The following is an 18,357-nucleotide window of genomic DNA, read 5'->3' as shown; positions in this document are numbered from 1 at the left end:
CGTGACCCGATAGAGTGGGCCCGCGGTCGGGGCCGGGACTTCAGGGCAAGGAACACATGACTGCTGGGACCTTCGGCACCTACCGGCTCGACGGCGAGCTCGGGCGCGGCGGCATGGGCATCGTCTACCGGGCGTTCGACACCGAACTGGAACGGCACGTCGCCCTCAAAGTGCTGCCCGCCGCGCTGTCAGCCGACCCGGACTTCCGCGAGCGCTTCCGCCGCGAGGCGCGCGCCGCGGCCCGGCTGACCGCCCCGCAGGTGGTGCCGATCCACCGGTTCGGCGAGGTCGACGGGCAGCTTTTCCTCGACATGCGGCTCATCGATGGCACGGACCTGGCCGCGCTGCTGCGGGCGAACGGGCCGCTGGAGCCCCGGCGCGCGGTCGCCATCATCACCGCGGTCGCCGCGGCGCTGGACGCGGCCAAGGCGCAGGGTTTGCTGCACCGCGACGTCAAGCCAGCCAACATCCTCGTCGCGCCCGCGACCGCCGACACGCCTGAGTCCGCCTACCTCGGCGACTTCGGCATCGCCCGCTCGATCGACCCGTCCGACCGGTCGAGGTTGACCACGACTGGCGACACCGTCGGCACGCTCGCCTACATGGCGCCCGAACGGTTCACCACCGACCAGGTCGACCACGGCGTGGACGTGTACGCGCTGGCCTGCGTGCTGCACGAATGCCTCACCGGCGGCAAGCCGTTCCCCGGCGAGGGCGCGCTGGCCATGATGCACGCGCACTGCTACGTCGACCCGCCGGTGCTCGGCGGCCTACTCGCCGCGCTCGGGCAGGTGATCGCGCGGGGAATGGCGAAGAACCCGGCCGACCGGCCCGCGTCGGCTGGCGAGTTCGCCGCCGCCGCCCAACGCGCGCTGACCGCGGCGCCGATAGACCCCCCGACGACGCGGACGCCCCCGACCCGGCCGCCGCTGACGCATGTCCTGACGCGGCCAGCCGGACGGTCGCCGCTGGTCTGGATCGTGCCGCTGGCCGCGGTCGTGGTCGCGGCGATCCTGGTGTTCGCGCTGGTCGTCGTGCCGAATCTGACGATCCCCGGCGCCGCGACCCCCAAGGCGGGCGGCGACCAGGCGGGGCCCGCGCCGACCTGCGCCCAGGACAAGGGGACGCTCACCGTCGGCGTCATCGCCCCGCTGACCGGTGAGATCGCCAGCTACGGGCTGGGGATTCGGAACTCGGCTCAGCTGGCGGTCGACCAGGCCAACGAGCGGTGCGCCGTCCCGGGTTACCGGTTCGTCCTCGACGCCCGCGACGACCAGGCCAAACCGGAGACGGGCACACAGGCCGCGACGGCGCTGGCCGGGGACGCGAGCGTGGTCGGCGTGGTCGGCACCCTGAACTCGTCGGTCGCCCGGGCCACCGCGCCGGTGCTGGCCGCGAAGACGATCGCGCAGATCTCCCCCGCGAACACCTACCCCGAGCTGACCCGGGGGCCAGCCAACAGCCCGGACCGCCAGCACGACAACTACTTCCGCGTCTGCGCGACCGACGATCTCCAGGGCCCGTTCGCCGCCGACCACCTGGCCGAGACGGGCAAGACCCGGGTCGCGGTCGTCACCGACGGCAAGGTCTACGGCGAACTCCTCGGCGCCGAGTTCGAGCGCCGCGCCGCGGCCAAGGGCATGACCGTCGTCGCCCGGGAAATCGTGCGGGACAACGATTTCAGCGGCGCGCTCCTGCGGATCACCGCGGCCGCGCCGGACGCGGTCTACTTCGGCGGCGAGTACCCGCAGGGCGGTCCGCTGGCCAAGCAGGCGGCCGACGCGGGACTGGCCGTCCCGGTCGTGGGCGGCGACGGGATCTTCGCCGACGAGTACCTCGCCGCGGGCGGCCGCGACGGCGACCTGGCCACCGCGGTCGGGGCGCCCGCCAGCGAGATCGCGACCGCGGCCGATTTCGTCGCGGCGTACCAGGCGCGCGGCTTCGGCGAGCCGTTCTCGACCTACGGCCCGATGGCCTACGACGCCGCCAACGTGATCATCGCCAGCGTCGCGGCGACCGTCGGCGACGGCGACTGGGACCCCGGCCTGCGCCCCCGCCTGCTCACCGCGATCGGCGCGCACACCGGAGCGGGCGCCACCGGCCCGCTCGGCTTCGACGAGTACGGCGACACGACCAACCCCACGCTCACCGTGTACGAGGTGCGCGGCGGCCAGTGGCACACGGCGCGCGTCGGCACGGTAAAACGCTGAGATCGCCCTCGTGCGGCGGGCTCCACCGCACCGGGCCGCACGAGGGCGAACAGCATGGCTGACGAGGGAAGTCAGCCCTTGACCGTTCCGACGATCTGGTTCACCTGGTCGAGCCCTTGCACGACGGTGGAACTGACCGTCCCCGCCGTGAGGTTGCCCTGCCCCAGCGCGTCGTCCACGACGCCTCCACCGGTTCCGGCGACCTGGCTGACCCCGTCCAGCGCCTGAGACGCCACCTTTCCGATCTCGCTGACCGTCGCTGCCCGCTCGTCGGTGGCCGCCACCGCGACTCCCGGAATCCACATGCCGGACAACACGATGGCCAATCCGGTCGCGAAAACTGCCTTCTTCACCATTTTGCGCACCTTTCCGTTGATTTACTCGCCAGGCGAAACTAGCCGGTGTACTTGATCGGCAGCGGCACCTCGATCTTGTGGCCGCCCGCGGGCCGCACGTCGATTGAGGTGGACGAATACTTCACCAGACAGTTCTCCTTCGATTCTCCGTACCACTGGCAATACCCGGGCTCGGTGTCGAACGTGAGCCGCATACGCACCGGTTTCCCATAGCTCACCCAGATGCCCTGCTGCGGATGACACACCTGAAACGCACCCAGGGAGTTGTCAAAGTAGTCATCGCAGGAGGCGAGCACCTGCTTCCCCGGACCGGTCAGCGACATCTCCGACGCCTGAACGAACCCGGAAAGAGCTCCGGAGGTTCCGTCATTATGCGCGAGCGTCCCGTCACTGCCGAGGACACTGCCCGAAGAAACGGACTTGGGGATCTCGTACGAGACCGGAGGATGATCGGACACAACGTCTTCCGGCCATTCCGAGCTGAAGATGACATCGACCGAACGCTTCCCACCCTTCGGGCCGACCGCGAAAGCGACATCGCCTTCGGTATTCTCCCACTTAATTTTCGCGCCCTGCGACAAGAGCTCGGCGACGGTGCCGGGAGGTTCCTTGGCCCAATCACGTCGCCCTTCGTTGGAGGTGTACGCGTCCCAAGCCGCCTTGGCGAGCCCGTAGGTGGTCAGCGCGAAAGTGATGGCCGCACCCAGTGGCGGAAGGCTCATCGTGGCCGCCACCGCGGCCAGCGAGAGGGTGGCGACGATGACGCCCTCGATATCCTGTTTCTGCACCGAGTTGGCAAAGCTGACAGTCTGCCCCAGGACGGGAACGATCCCCGCGATGGCCTCCACCTTGTCCATGGTCGAGGCGCCGCTGTCGGCCAGCGCCCCCACCGCGTTGACGCCCCACACCAGCCACTGCCCCTTGGTCGGCTTGAGCCTGTTCGCGTACTTCTGCAGTGGCGGCGTGGTCAGAGCTTTGTCGAACGCGAGATTGAAGAACTTTTTGGTCGCCCCGGGAGTCACCTTGGCGCCCCGGGGCGGCCGCGGGACCGCGTCCTTGAACGCCTGGAAATCCACGACCTCCGAAGCCGTCTTCCGAACCAGCTCCGGTATTCTTTCCCAGGCGCGACTGTCAAGTTCACACACCTTGTCAGTGCTGCCCTCGGCACACGACTCGGCGATTTCCAGCACGGGCACCTTGGTGTCCGCGATGGATATCTCACCAGCCTCTTCCACTGCCCGCGCCGCCGCTTTCGCGAAATCCCGCTCGTCCCCGGCGGCGGGCCCGGCCCGGGCAACGGGAGCGACCACCACCCCTGCCACCACACAGGCGCTGAGGACGACCGCCACGCGCCGCGATAACGGCGACGCTGTTTTCTGGAAACCACACGATGAAACCCGCAACAAGAGCCCCGTTCCCTTCATCGGCCCAGTGGCATTCGCCAGCCGTCGGTACGGCATCTGGCGGGCACCGGATTCCATCCATCGGCGCAAACCATGCGCGATCCAGGTCGGGTTCACCTGGTTGTCGGCAGCGCGCCGACCATGATCACGTTCAGTGCGCGGATCGGCCGAATGCGGGTGACACGATTGGCCGCCGGTTTCCGCGCACGACCCGGTCACCTGACTCAGCGAACACGCGGACGGATGCCGCAGTGGAGTCAGGAGGGCGGCGAGTCAGCGGCGGGGAAACCGGGCGGCAGGTCGAAACTGCGGTCCAACTCGCCCGCGCGGGTGTCGATGTGGAACACGATCCGGCCCGGCAGGCAGGAGGACAGGTCGGCGAACACCATCACGTAGGTCACCTCAGCCGCGTTGGTGAACCACTGGGCGCGGCCGGGGACGGGAACCTCGCAGTGCCCGCCGGGGTCGGTGTCGGGCAGCGGCAGCACGGCGGGGGTCAGCGGCAGGCTGGAGGTGTTCGGGGCGCCGAGGCGGAGCAGCACCCGGTCGCGCCAGGGCGCCGTGCCGGTGTTGACCAGGCGGGCGGTGAGCACGAACAGCTCCCCGCGCTCGACGCGGACGGACACCGTGGACGCGGCGCGGTCGATCGCGGCGGCGTCGCCGGGGACCGGGGCGAAGCGGGCGCCGGAGTTCCCCAGGGCCAGGCGCGCCTGCAACTGCTGGAGCATGCTCTCCTGCTGGCCGCCGTACCGGTCGAACAACTGCTGGTAGTGGGCGGCGTGCCGCACGCCGATGTGCCGGGCGACCAAGAGCAGCGGCGCGTGCCACCACTTGTTCCCGGCCAGCCGGGAGACCACCCGGGTCCACTGCCGCAGCCGCAGCGCCGGGGTGGACGGCGGCGCCGGGTCGATCCGGGCGACCGGGCCGCGCAGCACGGCGACCTGCTCCAGCGGCGCGCCCGCCGCCGTCAGCGCCGCCGCGATCTCCTCCCACAGCGTGGCCGGGAGCTGGGCCTCGCCCTTCTCCAGCCTGCTCAGCCGCTGCCTGCTCAACCGGTTCGCGGGGAGCCCGTGCTCGACCAGGCGGTCCAGGAACGCGGTCAGAGACAGCTCGCCGCGCAGGGCGCGCAGCGCCGCCACCCGCTCATCCGACATGGTCCGGCCACTCCGGGTAGGGGTCGATGAGGTCCGCTGGCGGCACGATCAGGGTCGAGACCAAGCCCAGCAGAGTCGTCGGGAAGCAGTAGGTGCCGTCCGGCCAGCCCATTTTCACGCACACCCGGTACGTCCCCGGGGTCGTCGGCGCGCGCAGGACGAAGCGGATCTCGGCGGTGTCCGCACCGGGCTCGGTGTCGGGGACCGGCGCGAGGGGCGGGGAGGCGATGCCGGTGGCGGTGTCGCCCACCCGGTACAGCAGGCGGTCGCGCCACGGGACCGACCCGGCGTTGCGCAGCACGTAACAGGTGGTCACCAGGCTGCCGGGCGCGACAAGCGTCCCCTCCGGCTCCTCGACCTCGCCCGCGTTGAGCGAGGCGTCCTGGGCGAACGGCAGCCAGGACGCGTCCCGGGGCTGCCGGTCACGCAGCGCGGCCAGCTCCCTGGCCTGGGCGCGCAGCAGGTCCCGGGCTGGCTCGTCCAACTCGCCGAGGTCGCGGGCCAGGAACTCGTACTCGCCGCCCGGCGGCACGTGGCCGGGCAGGTCGCGCAGCCTGCGCGGGAGGTCGCGGAGCTGGTCGGCCTGCAACGCGACGCTCCAGGTGTGCATGTCCACCAGGAACCCGTCGGCCCCGAAGGCGACGTCGTAGGCGCGCACGAGCCAGGCGGGGACCCGGCTGGCGTTGAGCCGGTTCTTCTCGACCTGGCTGTGCCGCGCCCACGCGGGGAGGGTGCCCAGGTCGAAGCGGCCGTGGTCGCCGCGCTCGACGCGGCGGACGTAGTCGCCGGTGACCCGGTGCGGCGTCGAGGGCGCCCGCCCGCCGGGGGTCGGCGCGTCGCGCACGTCGGTGTAGAGGTCGTCGATGGTCTCGTTGAGGATCGCCACCGTCTCGCCCAGGTTGATCCCGACCGCCATGCGCAGCTGGCGCATCGCCACGGACAGCTCGCGGTTGGCCAGGACGTGGACCGGCGCGGGCGCGGGCGGTCGGCCGCGCAGCACGGCGCGGGCGGCCCGGCCAGCCGCGGTGGTTAGGTTAGTGCGCAATATTGGTCCTGTTCCACGCTGTGGCCATGACCGAGAAGCCTTCCACTTCCTTCTTCATCAACTACCGCTCCTCCGACGAGCCGCTGGCCGCCGCACTGCTGGACACCGCATTGTGCCTGGGTTTCGGCTCCGAGCGGGTGTTTCTCGACGGCCGGTCCATGGCCGTGGGCACCCGCTTCGACAAGGCTCTACTGACCGCGGTGCGCAACTGTGACGTCCTGCTGGTGGTCATCGGCGAGCGGTGGCTCACGGCGCTGGACGAGCACGGGCGCAGGCTCATCGACCGGCGCGGCGACTGGGTCCGCCGGGAGATCGCCGAGGCGGGCCGCGCGGGCGCGCACGTGGTGCCGGTGCTGGTCGACGGCGCGCCCCGGCTGACCGAGGCCGCGTTGCCGCCCAGCATCCGCTGGCTGGCGCGCACCCAGTTCGCCCGGCTGCGCCACGACCACTGTCGGCAGGACCTCGCGCACCTGATCACCCGGCTGCGTGCGCTCGCCCCTCGGCTCGCCGAGCGCGCGGGCGACGATTCGAGCGCGGCGTGAGCCGCCGAGTCACAAAAGGACTGTCGGCGCGCTCCGCTATTGTCGCTGGCACCACCGGCCCGGGGCGGGCCGAAGCTGAACACGGGGGTTTGGCGAATGGACTTCACCGTCGACATCGGCGGGCTGCAAGCGCTGGGCGAGAATCTCGACCGGACAGTCGAGAACATCGACAGCGCCACCCGCAACCTGGCGGATCTGGGGCCGGACTCGATCGGCCCGGAGGAGCTGGACGAGGCGTGCGCGGACTTCCGGTCCGACTGGGAGGAAGGGCTCGACAAGATCCGGGACGCGGTCGAGAAGGTCCGCGGCGGCATCGACCAGACCAAGCAGTCCTACGCCGAACTGGAGAACGCCCTGCGCGAGGGGTTCACCAAGATGGCGGCCGACCTGGGATCGGGGCCGACCAGTGGCTGACTCGGACTTCCCCGCGATCGGGTTCGACCCCGCGGTCGGCAACGTGGCCTCGGTGCGCGACCTGGCCAAGCAGATGAGCACCACCGGCACTTACGCCAAGGAGGCCTACGAGGTCCTCAAGGGCATCCAGGACAAGCAGGACATCTGGACCGGCGACGCGGCGCAGGCGTTCGGCCGCAAGCTCGGCGAGCTGCCCAAGTACCTCGATGACGCGCACTCGTCCCTGGTGGACGCGGGCAAGGCGCTCACTACCTGGGGCGACCGGCTGGAGGCCCACCAGCGGACCGCGCAGGACCTTGAGCGCCAGGCCCAGGCGGCGAAGGCGGACTACGAGGCCAAGAGCACCGCGGCGACGAGCGCGCGCAGCGCCGCGACGCAGCAGTCGGATAACGCCGACCTGCACAACGACGCGGTCAACAAGATCAACGCCGCGAACGCGGCCTGGGACCGGCTCGAAGACCTCCGCGGCAAGGCCAAGACCCTGCGCGACACCTGGGAGGACGACGGCCGCGCCTGCGCCGACGCGCTCGGCAAGGCCGCGGGCAAGGCCCCCAACAAGGCGTTCTTCGAGTCCTTTGGGGAGCTGTTCGATGACGCGGGCAAGTGGTTCAAAGACCACCTGGGCGACATCGGCGACATCGCGGGCATCGTCTCGGCGGTGGCCGGAGCGCTGGCGTTCATCCCGGTGCTGGCCCCGGTCGCCGGGCCGATCGCGCTGATCGCGGGCGGCATCGCGCTCGCCGCGCACGGCGCGGACATGGTCGTCAACGACAAGTGGGACGACCCGAACGCGTGGGTGTCGCTCGGCGGCGACATCCTCGGGGTGATCCCCGGCGTCGGCGCGGTCAGCAAGGGGTTCGGGGCCGCCGCCGACGTGCTCAGCGGCGCGGACCGGCTGGTCGACGTGAGCCGAGGGGCGACGGCGGTGCTCGACGACGCGGGCGAGGCCATCGTCAAGGGCGGGCAGGCGTTCGCCCGGGAGGCGGGCCAGGTGGCCGAGCCAGCCAAGGCGTTCCAGTGGATCGCCGAGAAGACGGTGGGCAACCCGCTGCTGGTCGGCGACAGCGTGGACCTGGCCGCGAAGGCGTTGCAGAGCAGCGCGAACGTCGGGTTGCAGGTGCCCGGCGCGGTCGGCCTGTTCGACAACAGCCAGCCGGTCTCCGACGTGAAGAACGCGGCAGGCTGGGCCGCGGGCATCCTCAACGGCATCCAGATCAGGTAGGCGGCATGAGCACAGGCGGGATCAACACGACAACCACCCTGGAACCGCACCGCGCCACGCCAATGCGGTTCACCGTGCCGGAGCAGTTGCACGAGATCGACCTGACCGAGGACGCCGAGCAACGCGTCCAGCGCGCCTACCGCAACGCCGCCGCGGTCATGCGCGGCGCGACCGAGCAGCAGTTGGTGCACGTCGTCTACACCCAGGAGCTGATGATCTCGCGGCTGCTGTCCGAGGGCGCGGTGTACGCGGGGCAGCTAGTGGCGCGCTCGGACGCCGACCCGGCGAAACTGGCGATGGCCCAGTTCAGCGTGCTGGTCAAGCCCGCGGTCCTGGACGCCGAAGCGCCGCTGCGCGCGGTCGCCGACGGGCTGCGCCAGCCCGGCTCCCGCCGCGAGGTGGGCTTCGCCGACTACCCGGCCGGGGAGGCGCTGGTCGTCGGCGAGGAACTGCGGGTGCTGCTGCCCACCACCCCCACCGGGGCCGAGATCCCGAACGCGCACCTGGTCCGCCAGGCGCAGGTGATCTTCGCCTGCCCGGACCGCGCGCACATCGCGCTGTTCACCGTCTCCAGCGAGCAGCTCGCCGACTGGGGCGAGTACGTCGCCATCCTCGACGGCATCGCCCGCAGCGTGTCGTTCCGCAACCCCGGCGAGCGCTCAATCGCCGACCGGCTCGCGGAGTAGCGCGGTGGGCGCCGTCATCGGCAGTTCGCTGCTCGCGCTGGTCGCGCTCTGGGTGCTCGTCGGGCGGGTGCGGGCCCGGTTCCAGAACCTGGAGCAGGGCATCGCCCGGGTGGGCAAGCAGTTGCGCGCCAACATGACTCCGCAAGGCGAGACGTCGGTGGAAATCTGGGACTGCCACCCGCTGACCGTTCCGATGATCAAAGAGGTGGCGGCCGGGCAGCGCTACCGGTTCACCGAAGAGGGGTTCAGCCGCCGCAACGGCGCCCGCGTGCTGCGGTTCGTGCCGCGCAAGACGAAACCGGTGAGGAGGTCCCTTGACTGACCGGACCGCGCTGTGGATTCTGCTTCCCGCGCTCGCCCTGCTGCTACTCACCGCCATCGCCACCATGGTCTGGCCGACGACCGGCTCCCGCCGCGCCCGCCAGAACCGGCACCGCGCCGACCTCGCCGACATCCTGGCCCGGTCCGATGGCGCGAGCCTGGAGCTGGATTGGCTGCGCTACGGGGAAATCCCGAAGCCGGACCTGCTGGCCCTGGCCGAAAAGCACCACTGGCGCCCGCACGCGGAGGACATCGGCCCGGACGCGTGGCTGCTGCGCTTCACCCGCGCCGATCCCCCGCCCTGACACCGGTCGAAAAGCGACACATCACCACGAAAAGTGTCACGTTCTCCGCCTGAACCGGGATAGGTCGTAACAACCCGGGAGGTGGCGATGATCAAGCCGATCAGTGGTGTGCAGTCGGTTCTCCCCTTGATCGACCACATCGTTGAGACCAGGCCGCACCTGCCGCCGCTGGTCATCGGCGTGCTCTCGGCGGACCCCGACGAGGCCCGCGTGTTCGTCGCGGGCTACCGCGACCGATTATCCGACATCGGACGGCGTTCCTTGGTGCCCAGCGCGCATGCCGGAAAGGTGACTGCGGGCATCGCCAAGGTAGCGACATCCCCGGACGTCAGCCTACTGGACGAGATCGCCAAGCAACTGCGGTTGAGCGTGCCCACTGGCGCGGGCAAGCGATGGCGTACCAAGCAATTCCGCCTCTGCCTGGACGTGATCCGGGCTTCGGGGAACGTCGAAACGACGACGGCGGACGGCGCCCGCGATCAACTATTGACCTGGCTCTATTCCCGGTGGGAGAAGCGGACGAAGCTACTTTCCTGGGTGAAGGCGATGGCCGCGGGTGACCTGCCGGTTAGCATCATCGGGTTCATCCTCAACGCCCTGCTAAGCGGGCCCACCCGTTGGTGGTTCGGCAGACGACTCAACAGCCGCAGGCTCCGCTGGTTCGGCGAGCACCTGGCCAACGCCACCGGGCTGCAACACGGCGACTTCCTCGACCAGGCCGTGTATCTGTTGCCCGACAGCGGGTTGGAGGACGTCACGGCCCTGCGCAGGCGCGTGCTGTTCGACGCGCTGCTGCACGATATCGCCCTGTTCGTCCGGCGCCGACGGTTCCTGCCGCACCGCAGGCGGCGGCAGTGGACGCCGGTGCTGCTGTTGGACGCCACCGGCTCCCCCGCCGCCGACCTAGTGGACCTGTACGTCGAGCTGACCAGGACCACGCAGACCATGCCGCTGCTGGTCATGGCCGCGCTGAGTGAGAACGCGACCGGGGCCACTGCGACCGTCCTCGATATCGACAAGGCCGCGCCCGCCTTGCGTTCCCTGGTGAACAAGACCGAGGCCGACCCACCGCGCCGCCTGGCGCTGCGCCTGCCGCCGGACCCGCCGGTGGACCAGAGCGCCAAGACCTACTTGCGCACGCATCGCCGCGTGACGCCGAAGACCCCCGGACGCCTGTCGGCCTGGGCGCCGCTCGCCCTCACCGCGCTGCTGATCGCGACGGTCGGCGGGATCGCCGCTTACCAGTTCGCCCTCGGCGGCTGCTCCGACACGCGCGTGGACGCGCTGGGGCAGCGGGTGGGCATCATCGAGGAGGATTGCAGCTTCGACCAGCCCGCCTCGGCTCCCGGCGTGCCGAACCTGTCCGACCTGGAGCAGGCCGTGTTCGCCAACAACGCCGTGGTGGACCGGATGCTGGACAAGAACAACCAGAAGCGCTACTACCGGGAGATCGTGTTCTTCGCGCCGCTGACCCGCCCGAACACCGCGGAAAGCACGGCCCCGCCGAACTCGATCTGGCAGTTGCGCGGCGCCGTCGAGGCCCAGCGCGAGCACAACGACGACGCGGCGAGCGACGTCAACCGGGTGCCGATCAAGCTCATCCTGGCCAACAGCGGCGACCGGTTCGCCGAGGGCGACTGGGTGGCGGCCCAGATCGCCAAGCGGCCGCAGTCGGACAACAAGGGGTTGGCCGCGGTCATCGGCATCTCGCAGAGCAGGCCGATCGCCAGCAAGGCCATCCGGGACCACCTCAAGGACATTCCGGTGATCGGCAGCAGCATGTACGGCAGCCGGATGGCCGAGAACGACAACATGTTCCTCTCCGCCCCGCTGAACGCGGCGTTCGCGGAGCGGATGGCGGCCTGGCTCGGCGAGCGCGGTTACGGCTCGCGGGCCGCGGTCGTCTACGACCCCGCCGACGACTACTTCAGCCGGGAGCTGCGCGACCTGCTGCGCGCCCGGGGCATCGGCTCGCCGGAAACCGACATCGAGATCGAGGAAGGCGACAGCGCCGACATCGCCGACCGCGACATCGCGGCGATGTGCGCGAACGCCGACAGCCGTATCCCGGTGCTCACCAACCGCGCCGACCAGGTGCTGAAGTTCCTCGACCGCGCGAAGAACATCGATAGCTGCACCCGCCGCCCCACCCCGCTGCCGATCCTGTCCGGCCCCGGCCTGATCGTGGAAGCGGCCACCGGCACGCTCGCCGAGCGCTACCCGTGGGCGCGCCTGACCATGACCAGCCTCGCGCCCAGCGCCGTGGAAAGCGAGGAGTCCACCGGCCGCGACGCCTTCCGAATCGCGGCCGCGGCGATCAAGGAGGCGCAGACCTCGGCCAAGGGGGTATGGAAACCGGCCCTGGCGCGGAGCATGCTGCAGAAAACCGAGGTATTCGAGACGCTCGGGCTGCCCAAGCTCAATGACGCCAGCCAGCCGAACCGAATCTGGCTGATCGACCTCGTGCCCTGAAAAGCGTATTTCTCCCTCTTCACGGTCCATGCCTCGTAGCGCCGTCAACGCCGGGTCGTGCGTGATTTCGGAGAAAGCCGGACCGCCACGAACAACGCCACGGCGATGGCGAGCGCTCCGATGACGATCTTTTGGAAGACGTCGGCGTAATCGCTGACTAGGTGCCAGTTGGCGCCGAGGGCGTATCCGGCTCCGACGAAGATGGTGTTCCAGATCAGGCTGCCTAGGGTGGTCAGCAGGAGGAACTTGCCGACGTGCATTCGCTCGACGCCTGCGGGGAGGGAGATGACGCTGCGGAACAGCGGGACCATGCGGCCGAGGAACACCGCTTTGCTGCCGTGTTTGGCGAACCAGGCCGCGGCGCGGTCGAAGTCGGCCACCTTCAGCAGGGGGATCTTGGCGATCAGCGCGCGGGTCCGCTCGCGGCCGAGCAGTGCGCCGAGCAGGTAGACGACGACCGCGCCGAGCACCGAGCCCGCCGTCGTCCAGGCCAGGGCCTCGACAATGCCGAAGGTCCCCCGGCTGGCCGAGAATCCCGCCAGGGGCAGCACCAGTTCACTCGGAATGGGTGGGAAGAGATTGTCCGCGCCGACCACGATGGCCGCGCCGGGCCCGCCGAGCGAATCCATCACGTCGACCGCCCAGCCCGCCAATCCGCCCACTGGCTCGGCGGTGTTTTCGGCTAGCGGAAAGTGTGTCATGAATACCCCCCGGTGATTTTCGCGCTGCGGATCAGCGGCTGGTGGCAAACCTATGGACCGTTCGACACGCCGACAATGCGGGAAACCACCCAGGGCGCGGGGAAAACCACCAGAGGAATGGTGCGGTAAACCGCAGTACCGTCGCCCGCGCGGTCGGCTACCTTGGCGGGGTGGACGACACCGCCGCCTGGGCGCCGCTGCCCCAGGACCTGAGCGCACGCGCGCTGGCCGCGCGCTGGCTGCGGGCGGTGGCGAGCATCCTGGCCGGGGCGGCGACCGGGCTGGTCGGGTTCGGCTACCTGGTGTGGACGGTGCTCGCCGCCGTGCCGCGGGTGATTCCGGGGCCGCACCGCGAGCGGATCGCGCGTGCGGTGGACAAGCAGGCCGTCCGGCTGGCCGGGATGGAGTTGCGCCGGGTCGCCCGGTTCCACGGCCCGGTGCCCGCCGATGTGCTCACCCCGAGCCGCTGCCGCCGCTACCTCGCGTTGCGCTGGCTGGTCGGCGGGCTGGGGCTGGGCGTGTTGCTGATGCTGCTGCTGTGCTTCGTCGTGGCGGCCTCGATGCTCTCGGCGTGGGTCTTCGACGGCGGCTGGGGGCTCATCGAGAGCGGCGGCGACCGGGTCGACACCTGGCTGGTGGCGCTCGCGGCGCTGCCGGGCGCGATGCTCACCTTCGCCAGCGCCGCGGGCGTCCTCGGCGTCGGCACGCTCGACCGCTGGCTGGCCGCAGAGACGCTGGGCACCAGCCAGCAGGCGCTGCTGCGGCAGCGGGTAGTCGAGTTGACCAACACCCGCGCCGAGGTGGTCGAGGCGGTCGATGACGAGCGCAGGCGCATCGAGCGCGACCTGCACGACGGGGTGCAGCAGCGGCTGGTCGCGCTGGGGATGCTCGTCGGGCGCGCGCGCCGGGCGGCCGCTGGCGCCGACCCGCAGCGCGACCTGCTGGAGCAGGCGCAGGCCGCCGCGCAGGACGCGATCAGCGAGTTGCGCGAGGTGGCCAGCCGGGTGTACCCGGTCGGGCTGGACGACGCTGGCCTGGCCGCGGCGCTGGAGTCGCTGGCCGAGCGGTCCAGCGTGGCCGTGCGGCTCGACTTCGGGCTGACCGGGCGGCTGCGCTCGACGCTGGAGACGGCGGTCTACTTCGTGGTGTCCGAGGCGGTGACCAACGCGGCCAAACACGCCGACGCCAGCCTGGTCGAGGTGTCGGTGGCCCGCCGCGACGACCGGGTGCGCGTCGTGATCCGGGACGACGGCGTCGGTGGGGCCGACCCGACCGGGACGGGCCTGTCCGGCCTGGCCCGCCGGGTCGCCGCCGTCGACGGGCTGTTCTCGGTGCGCAGCCCGCGCGGCGGCCCCACCGAGGTGACGGCGAGCCTGCCGTGCGGGTGATCCTGGCCGAGGACTCGACCCTGCTGCGCGAGGGCTTGGTCCGGCTGCTGACCGAAGAGGGCTACGACGTGCTCGCCGCCGTCGACAACGCCCCGGACCTGCTGCGCGCCACCGCGGCCCACCGGCCCGACGTCGTGGTCACCGACGTGCGGATGCCGCCGACGCACAAGGACGACGGCCTCCGGGCCGCGCTGCGCATCCGCGGCGAGTGGCCCGAGATCGGCGTGCTGGTGCTCTCCCAGTACGTGGAGAACCGCTACGCCACCGAGTTGATCACCAGCGCCGCGGGCGGGGTCGGCTACCTGCTCAAGGACCGGGTCGCCCAGGTGGACGAGTTCCTCGACGCGCTGAGCCGGGTCGGCGCGGGCGGCACCGCGTTCGACCCGGAGGTCGTGCGCAGGCTGCTGAGCCGCACCACGCGCGTCGACCCGCTGGAGCGGCTCACCCCGCGCGAGAAGCAGGTGCTCGCGCTCATGGCGCAGGGGCTCACCAACGCCCGGATCTCCGAGGAGCTGCACATCTCGCAGAGCGCGGCGGAGAAGCACATCAACGCGATCTTCGACAAGCTCGGCCTGGCCCGCTCGACCGGGCTGAGCAGGCGGGTGGTCGCGGTGGTGAAGTACCTGGGCAGCTAAGCGGCCCGGGTGTCACATCAAGGCGGGAACTCGGGGGGCATTCACCACGACTACCGGCTTGTGGGTAATTCCTCGCTTCAGCCGGACCGAGAAAACGGGCCTCGATGAGCCCCCGCCTGACCAGCCTGCCGCGCCCCGTCGCCGACTTGGTCGCCGACACCGGCGGGACCTGTCGGCTCGGGCCGGACTGCGCCGGGCTCGCGCCGCTGCTGGCCCGGACCGGGTGGACGTGTTCGGGCTCCGGGGACGCCGACATCGAGGTCCGCCGGGTCGGCCAGGGGTATCTCGGCCTCGCTGACGGGCAGGCGACAACGCTATCGGACGCGGTGGCGGTGTCCGGGTGGGCGGCGGCGGTGTCCCGGTCGGACCGGGTGGCGCGCCGGGCCGATCCGGGGCGGGTGGCGGCGGCGCTTGCCGACGCGGCGGTAGTCAGCGCTTACCTCACCACGGACAACGCTGACGGCGTGCCTCTGCGCGCGCTCTATAGCGACCGCGCCGCGCTGGGCGAGGCGGTGGCGCGGGTCGGCGCGCGGCTGGGCGTCACCGAGACCCGGGTGGCGGCGTCGGCGCTGCACTTCGGGATCGTGACCCGGGTGTGGTCGGTCGCGGTCGGCGCGCTGGCAGGCGGGGTGGTGCCCGATGTGGACCGGGTGCGGTTCCGGCTGACCGGGGACGCGTTCGTGCGGCTGTCGCTGCCGGAGCCCGGCGGCTGGACCGCGCCCGCCGACCCAGCGCCGCTGCTGTCGCGCCTGGTCGTCGACGGGCACCTACGGCCACTGCACCACGCGCTGCGGGCCGCGACCCGGGTGGCCGAGGGGCTGCTGTGGGGCAACGCGGCAGCCGCCCTGCGGATGGCGGCGGACACCGGCGGCGCGCCCGCCCGGCGGCTGTTCGCCACCCCGGAACTCGCGGCCGCGCTGTCCCCGGACGGCACCCGGCGCAGTTGCTGCCTCTACTACCGCACCCCCACCGGCCCCGTCTGCGGCGACTGCCCGCTCGACGGCGCGGCGGTCACGGCCTGCCGGGGCACACCATCCGCGCCGTGACCACGGCGAACCGGGCGCTGAAACACGTCACCAGTCCACACAGCCTCCTCAGACGCCGGTCGCGCCGTCTATGCGTTCGCGGATGAGGTCGGCGTGGCCGATGTGGCGGGCGTATTCAGCGATCATGTGGGTGTAGATCCAGCGCAGGGTGACGGCGCCGCCGGGGAACGGGCTGGTCTGGGCCAGGTCGCGGGCGGCGCAGTTGGCTCGGGCGTGGGCCGTCTCGGTTTCCCAAGCGGACAGGGCGGTCTCGAAGGTGACGTCGGCGGAGAGGGTGAATCCGCCGTCGTGGCCGTTCGGGTCGGTCGAGGTGCCGTACAGGGTCGGGGCGTCCTCCCCGGCCAGGACGCGGCGGAACCAGTTGCGCTCGACCCCGGTCAGGTGCTGGACGAGGCCGAGCAGGGTCAGCGGCGACGGCGGCGCCGACGCGGTCCGGAGCTGGTCCTCGGTGAGCCCGGCGCACTTCTCGACCAGGGTCGCCCGGTAGAAGTCGAGCCAGCCCGCCAGGGTCGCGCGCTCGTCGGCGTCGAGCGGCGGCATCGGTCGGGTCGTCATGGCACGAGGGTGCCCCAGGGGACCGACAAGAATCAGGCGCGGACGGCGCTGATCAGGCCACCGCCGCCCGGCTCGCGGCCGAGGCCGTCGAAGAGGCCGGGCCTGCCGTAGGCGGCGGCCCGTTCTGCCGGGTCGGACACCGTGGCCTGCCAGCCGTGCCCGGCCAGCCACGCCACCGGGTCCTCCGGCGCGCCAGAGCGCCACATGCGCACGACCTCCGCGCCGGGGGCGTCGTCCCGCTCAAGGGTGCTCTTGGACTTGTCCAGCCGGTTTTGGCTCACCACGGTCAGCGCCAGCCTGCTGCCCGGTGCGGACAGCGCGCCGATCCGGCCGAGCAGCTCCTCGTTCTGCTCGGCGGTGAAGTACATGAGCAGGCCCTCGGCGATCCACGCCGTGGGGACGGCGGCGTCCAGACCGGCCACGGTGAGCGCGGCAGGCCAGTCGGCGACCAGGTCGGCGGGGACGGTGATCCGCCCGCACCGGGGCGTGGCGTCGGCCGCGGCGAGCACGTCCTGCTTGAAGTCCAGCATCACCGGCAGGTCCAGCTCGAACAGCCGCGTGCCGGGCGGCCAGTCCAGCCGGAACGCCCGGGTGTCCAGACCCGCGCCGAGCAGGACGACCTGGCGGCAGCCCGCGGTGACGGCGGTGTGGGCGAACTCGTCGAGGAAGCGGGTGCGGACCGGGACCGAGCGCAAGAGCACCAGCCAGTTCGGCGGCGCCTGCCGTTCGGCCTCGGCGATGTCGGCGGGCGGCTGCGGCCACCCGGCCGCGGTGAGGAACCGGGCCGCCAGCGGGTCGGCGAACCACCGGTCCGGGCGCGCGCTTTCCTGCGCCCGCAGGGCGGCCACCCCGATCGCGGTCATCCCCACCCCGTCCGGCACGGCGGGCGTCTTGTCGCTCACCTGAGCAAAGATACGGCCGCGCGTTCACTTCACCGCCCGCCGGGTAACCGCGACTCGGACTGCCCGCCCGCGGAAAGGACCGCCCGTGCTCCACGCCCCGCTCGGCGACACCCGCCTCCAGCACCTGGACCGCTACCTCGACACCGCCGCCCACGAGTTGTTCGACCACGACCGGCGCCTGCGCGGCCTCGACCTCAAGGCCGAGTTCCGCGGCGGCGTCGCCCATCTGACCGGAGCCGTGGCCGAGCCGGGGCACCTGCGCCTGGCCCGGGACCTGCTCGGGCGGCTGGCGGGCGTGCTCGCGGTCTGGGACCGGGTGCTGGTCGCGGACCGGGCGCCGGTGATCCTCGACATCGGCTGCGGCGACACCAAGCAGTACCCGGACAACATCGGCGTCGACCTGCGCGCGGCCCGGGACGTGGACGTGGTGGCCGACCTGCGCGACGGCCTGCCGTTCCCGGACGCCAGCGCGGACCGGATCTTCGCCGTGCACGTCCTGGAGCACCTGGTCGACTTCCTGCCCCTGGTGGACGAGTGCCACCGCGTGCTGCGCCCCGGCGGCATCCTGCACGTGCTATCCCCCTGGTGGCGGTATGTGAACGCGGTGGCCGACCCGACCCATGTCCGGCTGCTCGACGTGCAGACGATGAAGGGGATCTGCGAGCGCGCCGACACCGACCTGCGCTGGCACCCGCTGCACGCGGGCTGCGACGGCGCCAGCATCTTCGCGGACCTGATGAAGATCGACGCCGACGCGCCCGCGCCCACCCGCGAGCACATGGCGCGGTTCTTCGACTGACCGGTCGCCGCTGGGATTTGGTCGGCTGACGGCGGCAGGTGGGTCCACCCGTCCTCTGCTTCCGGCGTCACGACCTGGGTCGTGCCGGTGAAACCCGGTCAGACCTGCTCTTACCTACGGGTCGACCGACAGCCTGTGCGTCTCTCGACACAGGTCGGAGGTAACCGTGTTGATCTTCGCCATTCCTGAATCCACACCGCC

19 protein-coding genes are annotated in these 18,357 nt (G+C 71.4%); 12 read left to right on the top strand and 7 right to left on the bottom strand.

Annotation, left to right across the window (positions count from 1 at the left end; all coding sequences use genetic code 11):
* Window positions 1-56: 56 nt before the first annotated feature.
* Window positions 57-2,210 (top strand): bifunctional serine/threonine-protein kinase/ABC transporter substrate-binding protein, encoded by a 2,154-nt coding sequence (locus tag ACZ6SD_RS04375; protein ID WP_465315470.1) that lies wholly within the window; start codon window positions 57-59, stop codon window positions 2,208-2,210.
* A gap of 71 nt (window positions 2,211-2,281) precedes the next feature.
* Here ACZ6SD_RS04375 and ACZ6SD_RS04370 read toward each other — a convergent pair whose 3' ends face one another.
* The 4 genes from ACZ6SD_RS04370 to ACZ6SD_RS04355 are packed head-to-tail and all read right to left on the bottom strand — an operon-like array spanning window position 2,282 to window position 6,168.
* Window positions 2,282-2,566: a hypothetical protein gene (locus tag ACZ6SD_RS04370; protein WP_465315469.1), complete on the bottom strand. Its 285-nt coding sequence runs from the start codon at window positions 2,564-2,566 to the stop codon at window positions 2,282-2,284.
* A 38-nt stretch (window positions 2,567-2,604) separates the two neighbouring features.
* Complete coding sequence (locus ACZ6SD_RS04365; RefSeq protein WP_465315468.1) at window positions 2,605-4,188, bottom strand: hypothetical protein; 1,584 nt, start codon at window positions 4,186-4,188, stop codon at window positions 2,605-2,607.
* 38 nt (window positions 4,189-4,226) lie between these two features.
* Window positions 4,227-5,123: a hypothetical protein gene (locus ACZ6SD_RS04360; protein WP_465315467.1), complete on the bottom strand. Its 897-nt coding sequence runs from the start codon at window positions 5,121-5,123 to the stop codon at window positions 4,227-4,229.
* Window positions 5,113-6,168: an NBR1-Ig-like domain-containing protein gene (locus ACZ6SD_RS04355; protein ID WP_465315466.1), complete on the bottom strand. Its 1,056-nt coding sequence runs from the start codon at window positions 6,166-6,168 to the stop codon at window positions 5,113-5,115. The genes ACZ6SD_RS04360 and ACZ6SD_RS04355 overlap by 11 nt, the downstream gene beginning before the upstream one ends.
* A gap of 26 nt (window positions 6,169-6,194) precedes the next feature.
* Between ACZ6SD_RS04355 and ACZ6SD_RS04350 the strand changes: the two genes are divergently transcribed.
* The 7 genes from ACZ6SD_RS04350 to ACZ6SD_RS04320 all read left to right on the top strand — a co-directional run bounded on the left by ACZ6SD_RS04350 (window position 6,195) and on the right by ACZ6SD_RS04320 (window position 12,130).
* Complete coding sequence (locus ACZ6SD_RS04350) at window positions 6,195-6,710, top strand: toll/interleukin-1 receptor domain-containing protein (RefSeq protein WP_465315465.1); 516 nt, start codon at window positions 6,195-6,197, stop codon at window positions 6,708-6,710.
* A gap of 96 nt (window positions 6,711-6,806) precedes the next feature.
* Window positions 6,807-7,124: a hypothetical protein gene (locus ACZ6SD_RS04345; protein WP_465315464.1), complete on the top strand. Its 318-nt coding sequence runs from the start codon at window positions 6,807-6,809 to the stop codon at window positions 7,122-7,124.
* On the top strand, window positions 7,117-8,346 hold the full coding sequence (locus tag ACZ6SD_RS04340) for a hypothetical protein (RefSeq protein WP_465315463.1): 1,230 nt from the start codon (window positions 7,117-7,119) through the stop codon (window positions 8,344-8,346). The genes ACZ6SD_RS04345 and ACZ6SD_RS04340 overlap by 8 nt, the downstream gene beginning before the upstream one ends.
* 5 nt (window positions 8,347-8,351) lie before the next feature.
* Window positions 8,352-9,032 (top strand): hypothetical protein, encoded by a 681-nt coding sequence (locus tag ACZ6SD_RS04335; RefSeq protein WP_465315462.1) that lies wholly within the window; start codon window positions 8,352-8,354, stop codon window positions 9,030-9,032.
* Between the two features lie 4 nt (window positions 9,033-9,036).
* Window positions 9,037-9,354: a hypothetical protein gene (locus ACZ6SD_RS04330; protein WP_465315461.1), complete on the top strand. Its 318-nt coding sequence runs from the start codon at window positions 9,037-9,039 to the stop codon at window positions 9,352-9,354.
* Window positions 9,347-9,658, top strand: a complete 312-nt coding sequence (locus tag ACZ6SD_RS04325) for a hypothetical protein (protein WP_465315460.1) — start codon at window positions 9,347-9,349, stop codon at window positions 9,656-9,658. The genes ACZ6SD_RS04330 and ACZ6SD_RS04325 overlap by 8 nt, the downstream gene beginning before the upstream one ends.
* Before the next feature lie 87 nt (window positions 9,659-9,745).
* The gene (locus ACZ6SD_RS04320) at window positions 9,746-12,130 is read left to right on the top strand and encodes an ABC transporter substrate-binding protein (protein ID WP_465315459.1); all 2,385 of its coding nucleotides are present in this window, start codon (window positions 9,746-9,748) and stop codon (window positions 12,128-12,130) included.
* 44 nt (window positions 12,131-12,174) lie between these two features.
* Here the strand turns inward: ACZ6SD_RS04320 and ACZ6SD_RS04315 are convergent, their stop codons facing one another.
* On the bottom strand, window positions 12,175-12,831 hold the full coding sequence (locus ACZ6SD_RS04315) for a DedA family protein (RefSeq protein WP_465315458.1): 657 nt from the start codon (window positions 12,829-12,831) through the stop codon (window positions 12,175-12,177).
* A gap of 170 nt (window positions 12,832-13,001) precedes the next feature.
* On the opposite strand from ACZ6SD_RS04315, the gene ACZ6SD_RS04310 reads away from it, so the two are divergent.
* The 3 genes from ACZ6SD_RS04310 (at window position 13,002) to ACZ6SD_RS04300 (ending at window position 15,900) form a co-directional block, all read left to right on the top strand.
* Complete coding sequence (locus tag ACZ6SD_RS04310) at window positions 13,002-14,219, top strand: sensor histidine kinase (protein ID WP_465315457.1); 1,218 nt, start codon at window positions 13,002-13,004, stop codon at window positions 14,217-14,219.
* A complete protein-coding gene (locus ACZ6SD_RS04305) occupies window positions 14,210-14,854 on the top strand; it encodes a response regulator (RefSeq protein WP_465315456.1) in 645 nt (214 codons plus the stop codon). The genes ACZ6SD_RS04310 and ACZ6SD_RS04305 overlap by 10 nt, the downstream gene beginning before the upstream one ends.
* A 104-nt stretch (window positions 14,855-14,958) precedes the next feature.
* Window positions 14,959-15,900, top strand: coding sequence for a (2Fe-2S)-binding protein (locus ACZ6SD_RS04300; RefSeq protein ID WP_465315455.1), 942 nt, complete (start codon window positions 14,959-14,961; stop codon window positions 15,898-15,900).
* A 48-nt stretch (window positions 15,901-15,948) separates the two neighbouring features.
* Here ACZ6SD_RS04300 and ACZ6SD_RS04295 read toward each other — a convergent pair whose 3' ends face one another.
* Window positions 15,949-16,455, bottom strand: coding sequence for a DinB family protein (locus ACZ6SD_RS04295; RefSeq protein WP_465315454.1), 507 nt, complete (start codon window positions 16,453-16,455; stop codon window positions 15,949-15,951).
* Window positions 16,456-16,487: 32 nt separating this feature from the next.
* Window positions 16,488-17,357 carry an SAM-dependent methyltransferase gene (locus ACZ6SD_RS04290; protein ID WP_465315452.1) on the bottom strand — a complete coding sequence of 290 codons (870 nt, stop codon included), beginning with the start codon at window positions 17,355-17,357 and terminating at the stop codon, window positions 16,488-16,490.
* Window positions 17,358-17,442: 85 nt separating this feature from the next.
* On the opposite strand from ACZ6SD_RS04290, the gene ACZ6SD_RS04285 reads away from it, so the two are divergent.
* Window positions 17,443-18,156 carry a methyltransferase domain-containing protein gene (locus tag ACZ6SD_RS04285; protein ID WP_465315451.1) on the top strand — a complete coding sequence of 238 codons (714 nt, stop codon included), beginning with the start codon at window positions 17,443-17,445 and terminating at the stop codon, window positions 18,154-18,156.
* The last annotated feature ends 201 nt before the right edge of the window (window positions 18,157-18,357 follow it).

The organism is Actinokineospora sp. NPDC051303 (genome assembly GCF_055586285.1).
This window is presented reverse-complemented; position numbering and strand designations above follow the sequence as displayed.

Bases quoted from the DNA above. Each gene is read 5' to 3' on its own strand.
- ACZ6SD_RS04315 (WP_465315458.1), bottom strand. From the start codon at position 12,831: ATGACACACTTTCCGCTAGCCGAAAACACCGCCGAGCCAGTGGGCGGA.
- ACZ6SD_RS04320 (WP_465315459.1), top strand. From the start codon at position 9,746: ATGATCAAGCCGATCAGTGGTGTGCAGTCGGTTCTCCCCTTGATCGAC.
- ACZ6SD_RS04295 (WP_465315454.1), bottom strand. From the start codon at position 16,455: ATGACGACCCGACCGATGCCGCCGCTCGACGCCGACGAGCGCGCGACC.
- ACZ6SD_RS04300 (WP_465315455.1), top strand. From the start codon at position 14,959: ATGAGCCCCCGCCTGACCAGCCTGCCGCGCCCCGTCGCCGACTTGGTC.
- ACZ6SD_RS04350 (WP_465315465.1), top strand. From the start codon at position 6,195: ATGACCGAGAAGCCTTCCACTTCCTTCTTCATCAACTACCGCTCCTCC.
- ACZ6SD_RS04370 (WP_465315469.1), bottom strand. From the start codon at position 2,566: ATGGTGAAGAAGGCAGTTTTCGCGACCGGATTGGCCATCGTGTTGTCC.
- ACZ6SD_RS04335 (WP_465315462.1), top strand. From the start codon at position 8,352: ATGAGCACAGGCGGGATCAACACGACAACCACCCTGGAACCGCACCGC.
- ACZ6SD_RS04375 (WP_465315470.1), top strand. From the start codon at position 57: ATGACTGCTGGGACCTTCGGCACCTACCGGCTCGACGGCGAGCTCGGG.
- ACZ6SD_RS04345 (WP_465315464.1), top strand. From the start codon at position 6,807: ATGGACTTCACCGTCGACATCGGCGGGCTGCAAGCGCTGGGCGAGAAT.
- ACZ6SD_RS04360 (WP_465315467.1), bottom strand. From the start codon at position 5,123: ATGTCGGATGAGCGGGTGGCGGCGCTGCGCGCCCTGCGCGGCGAGCTG.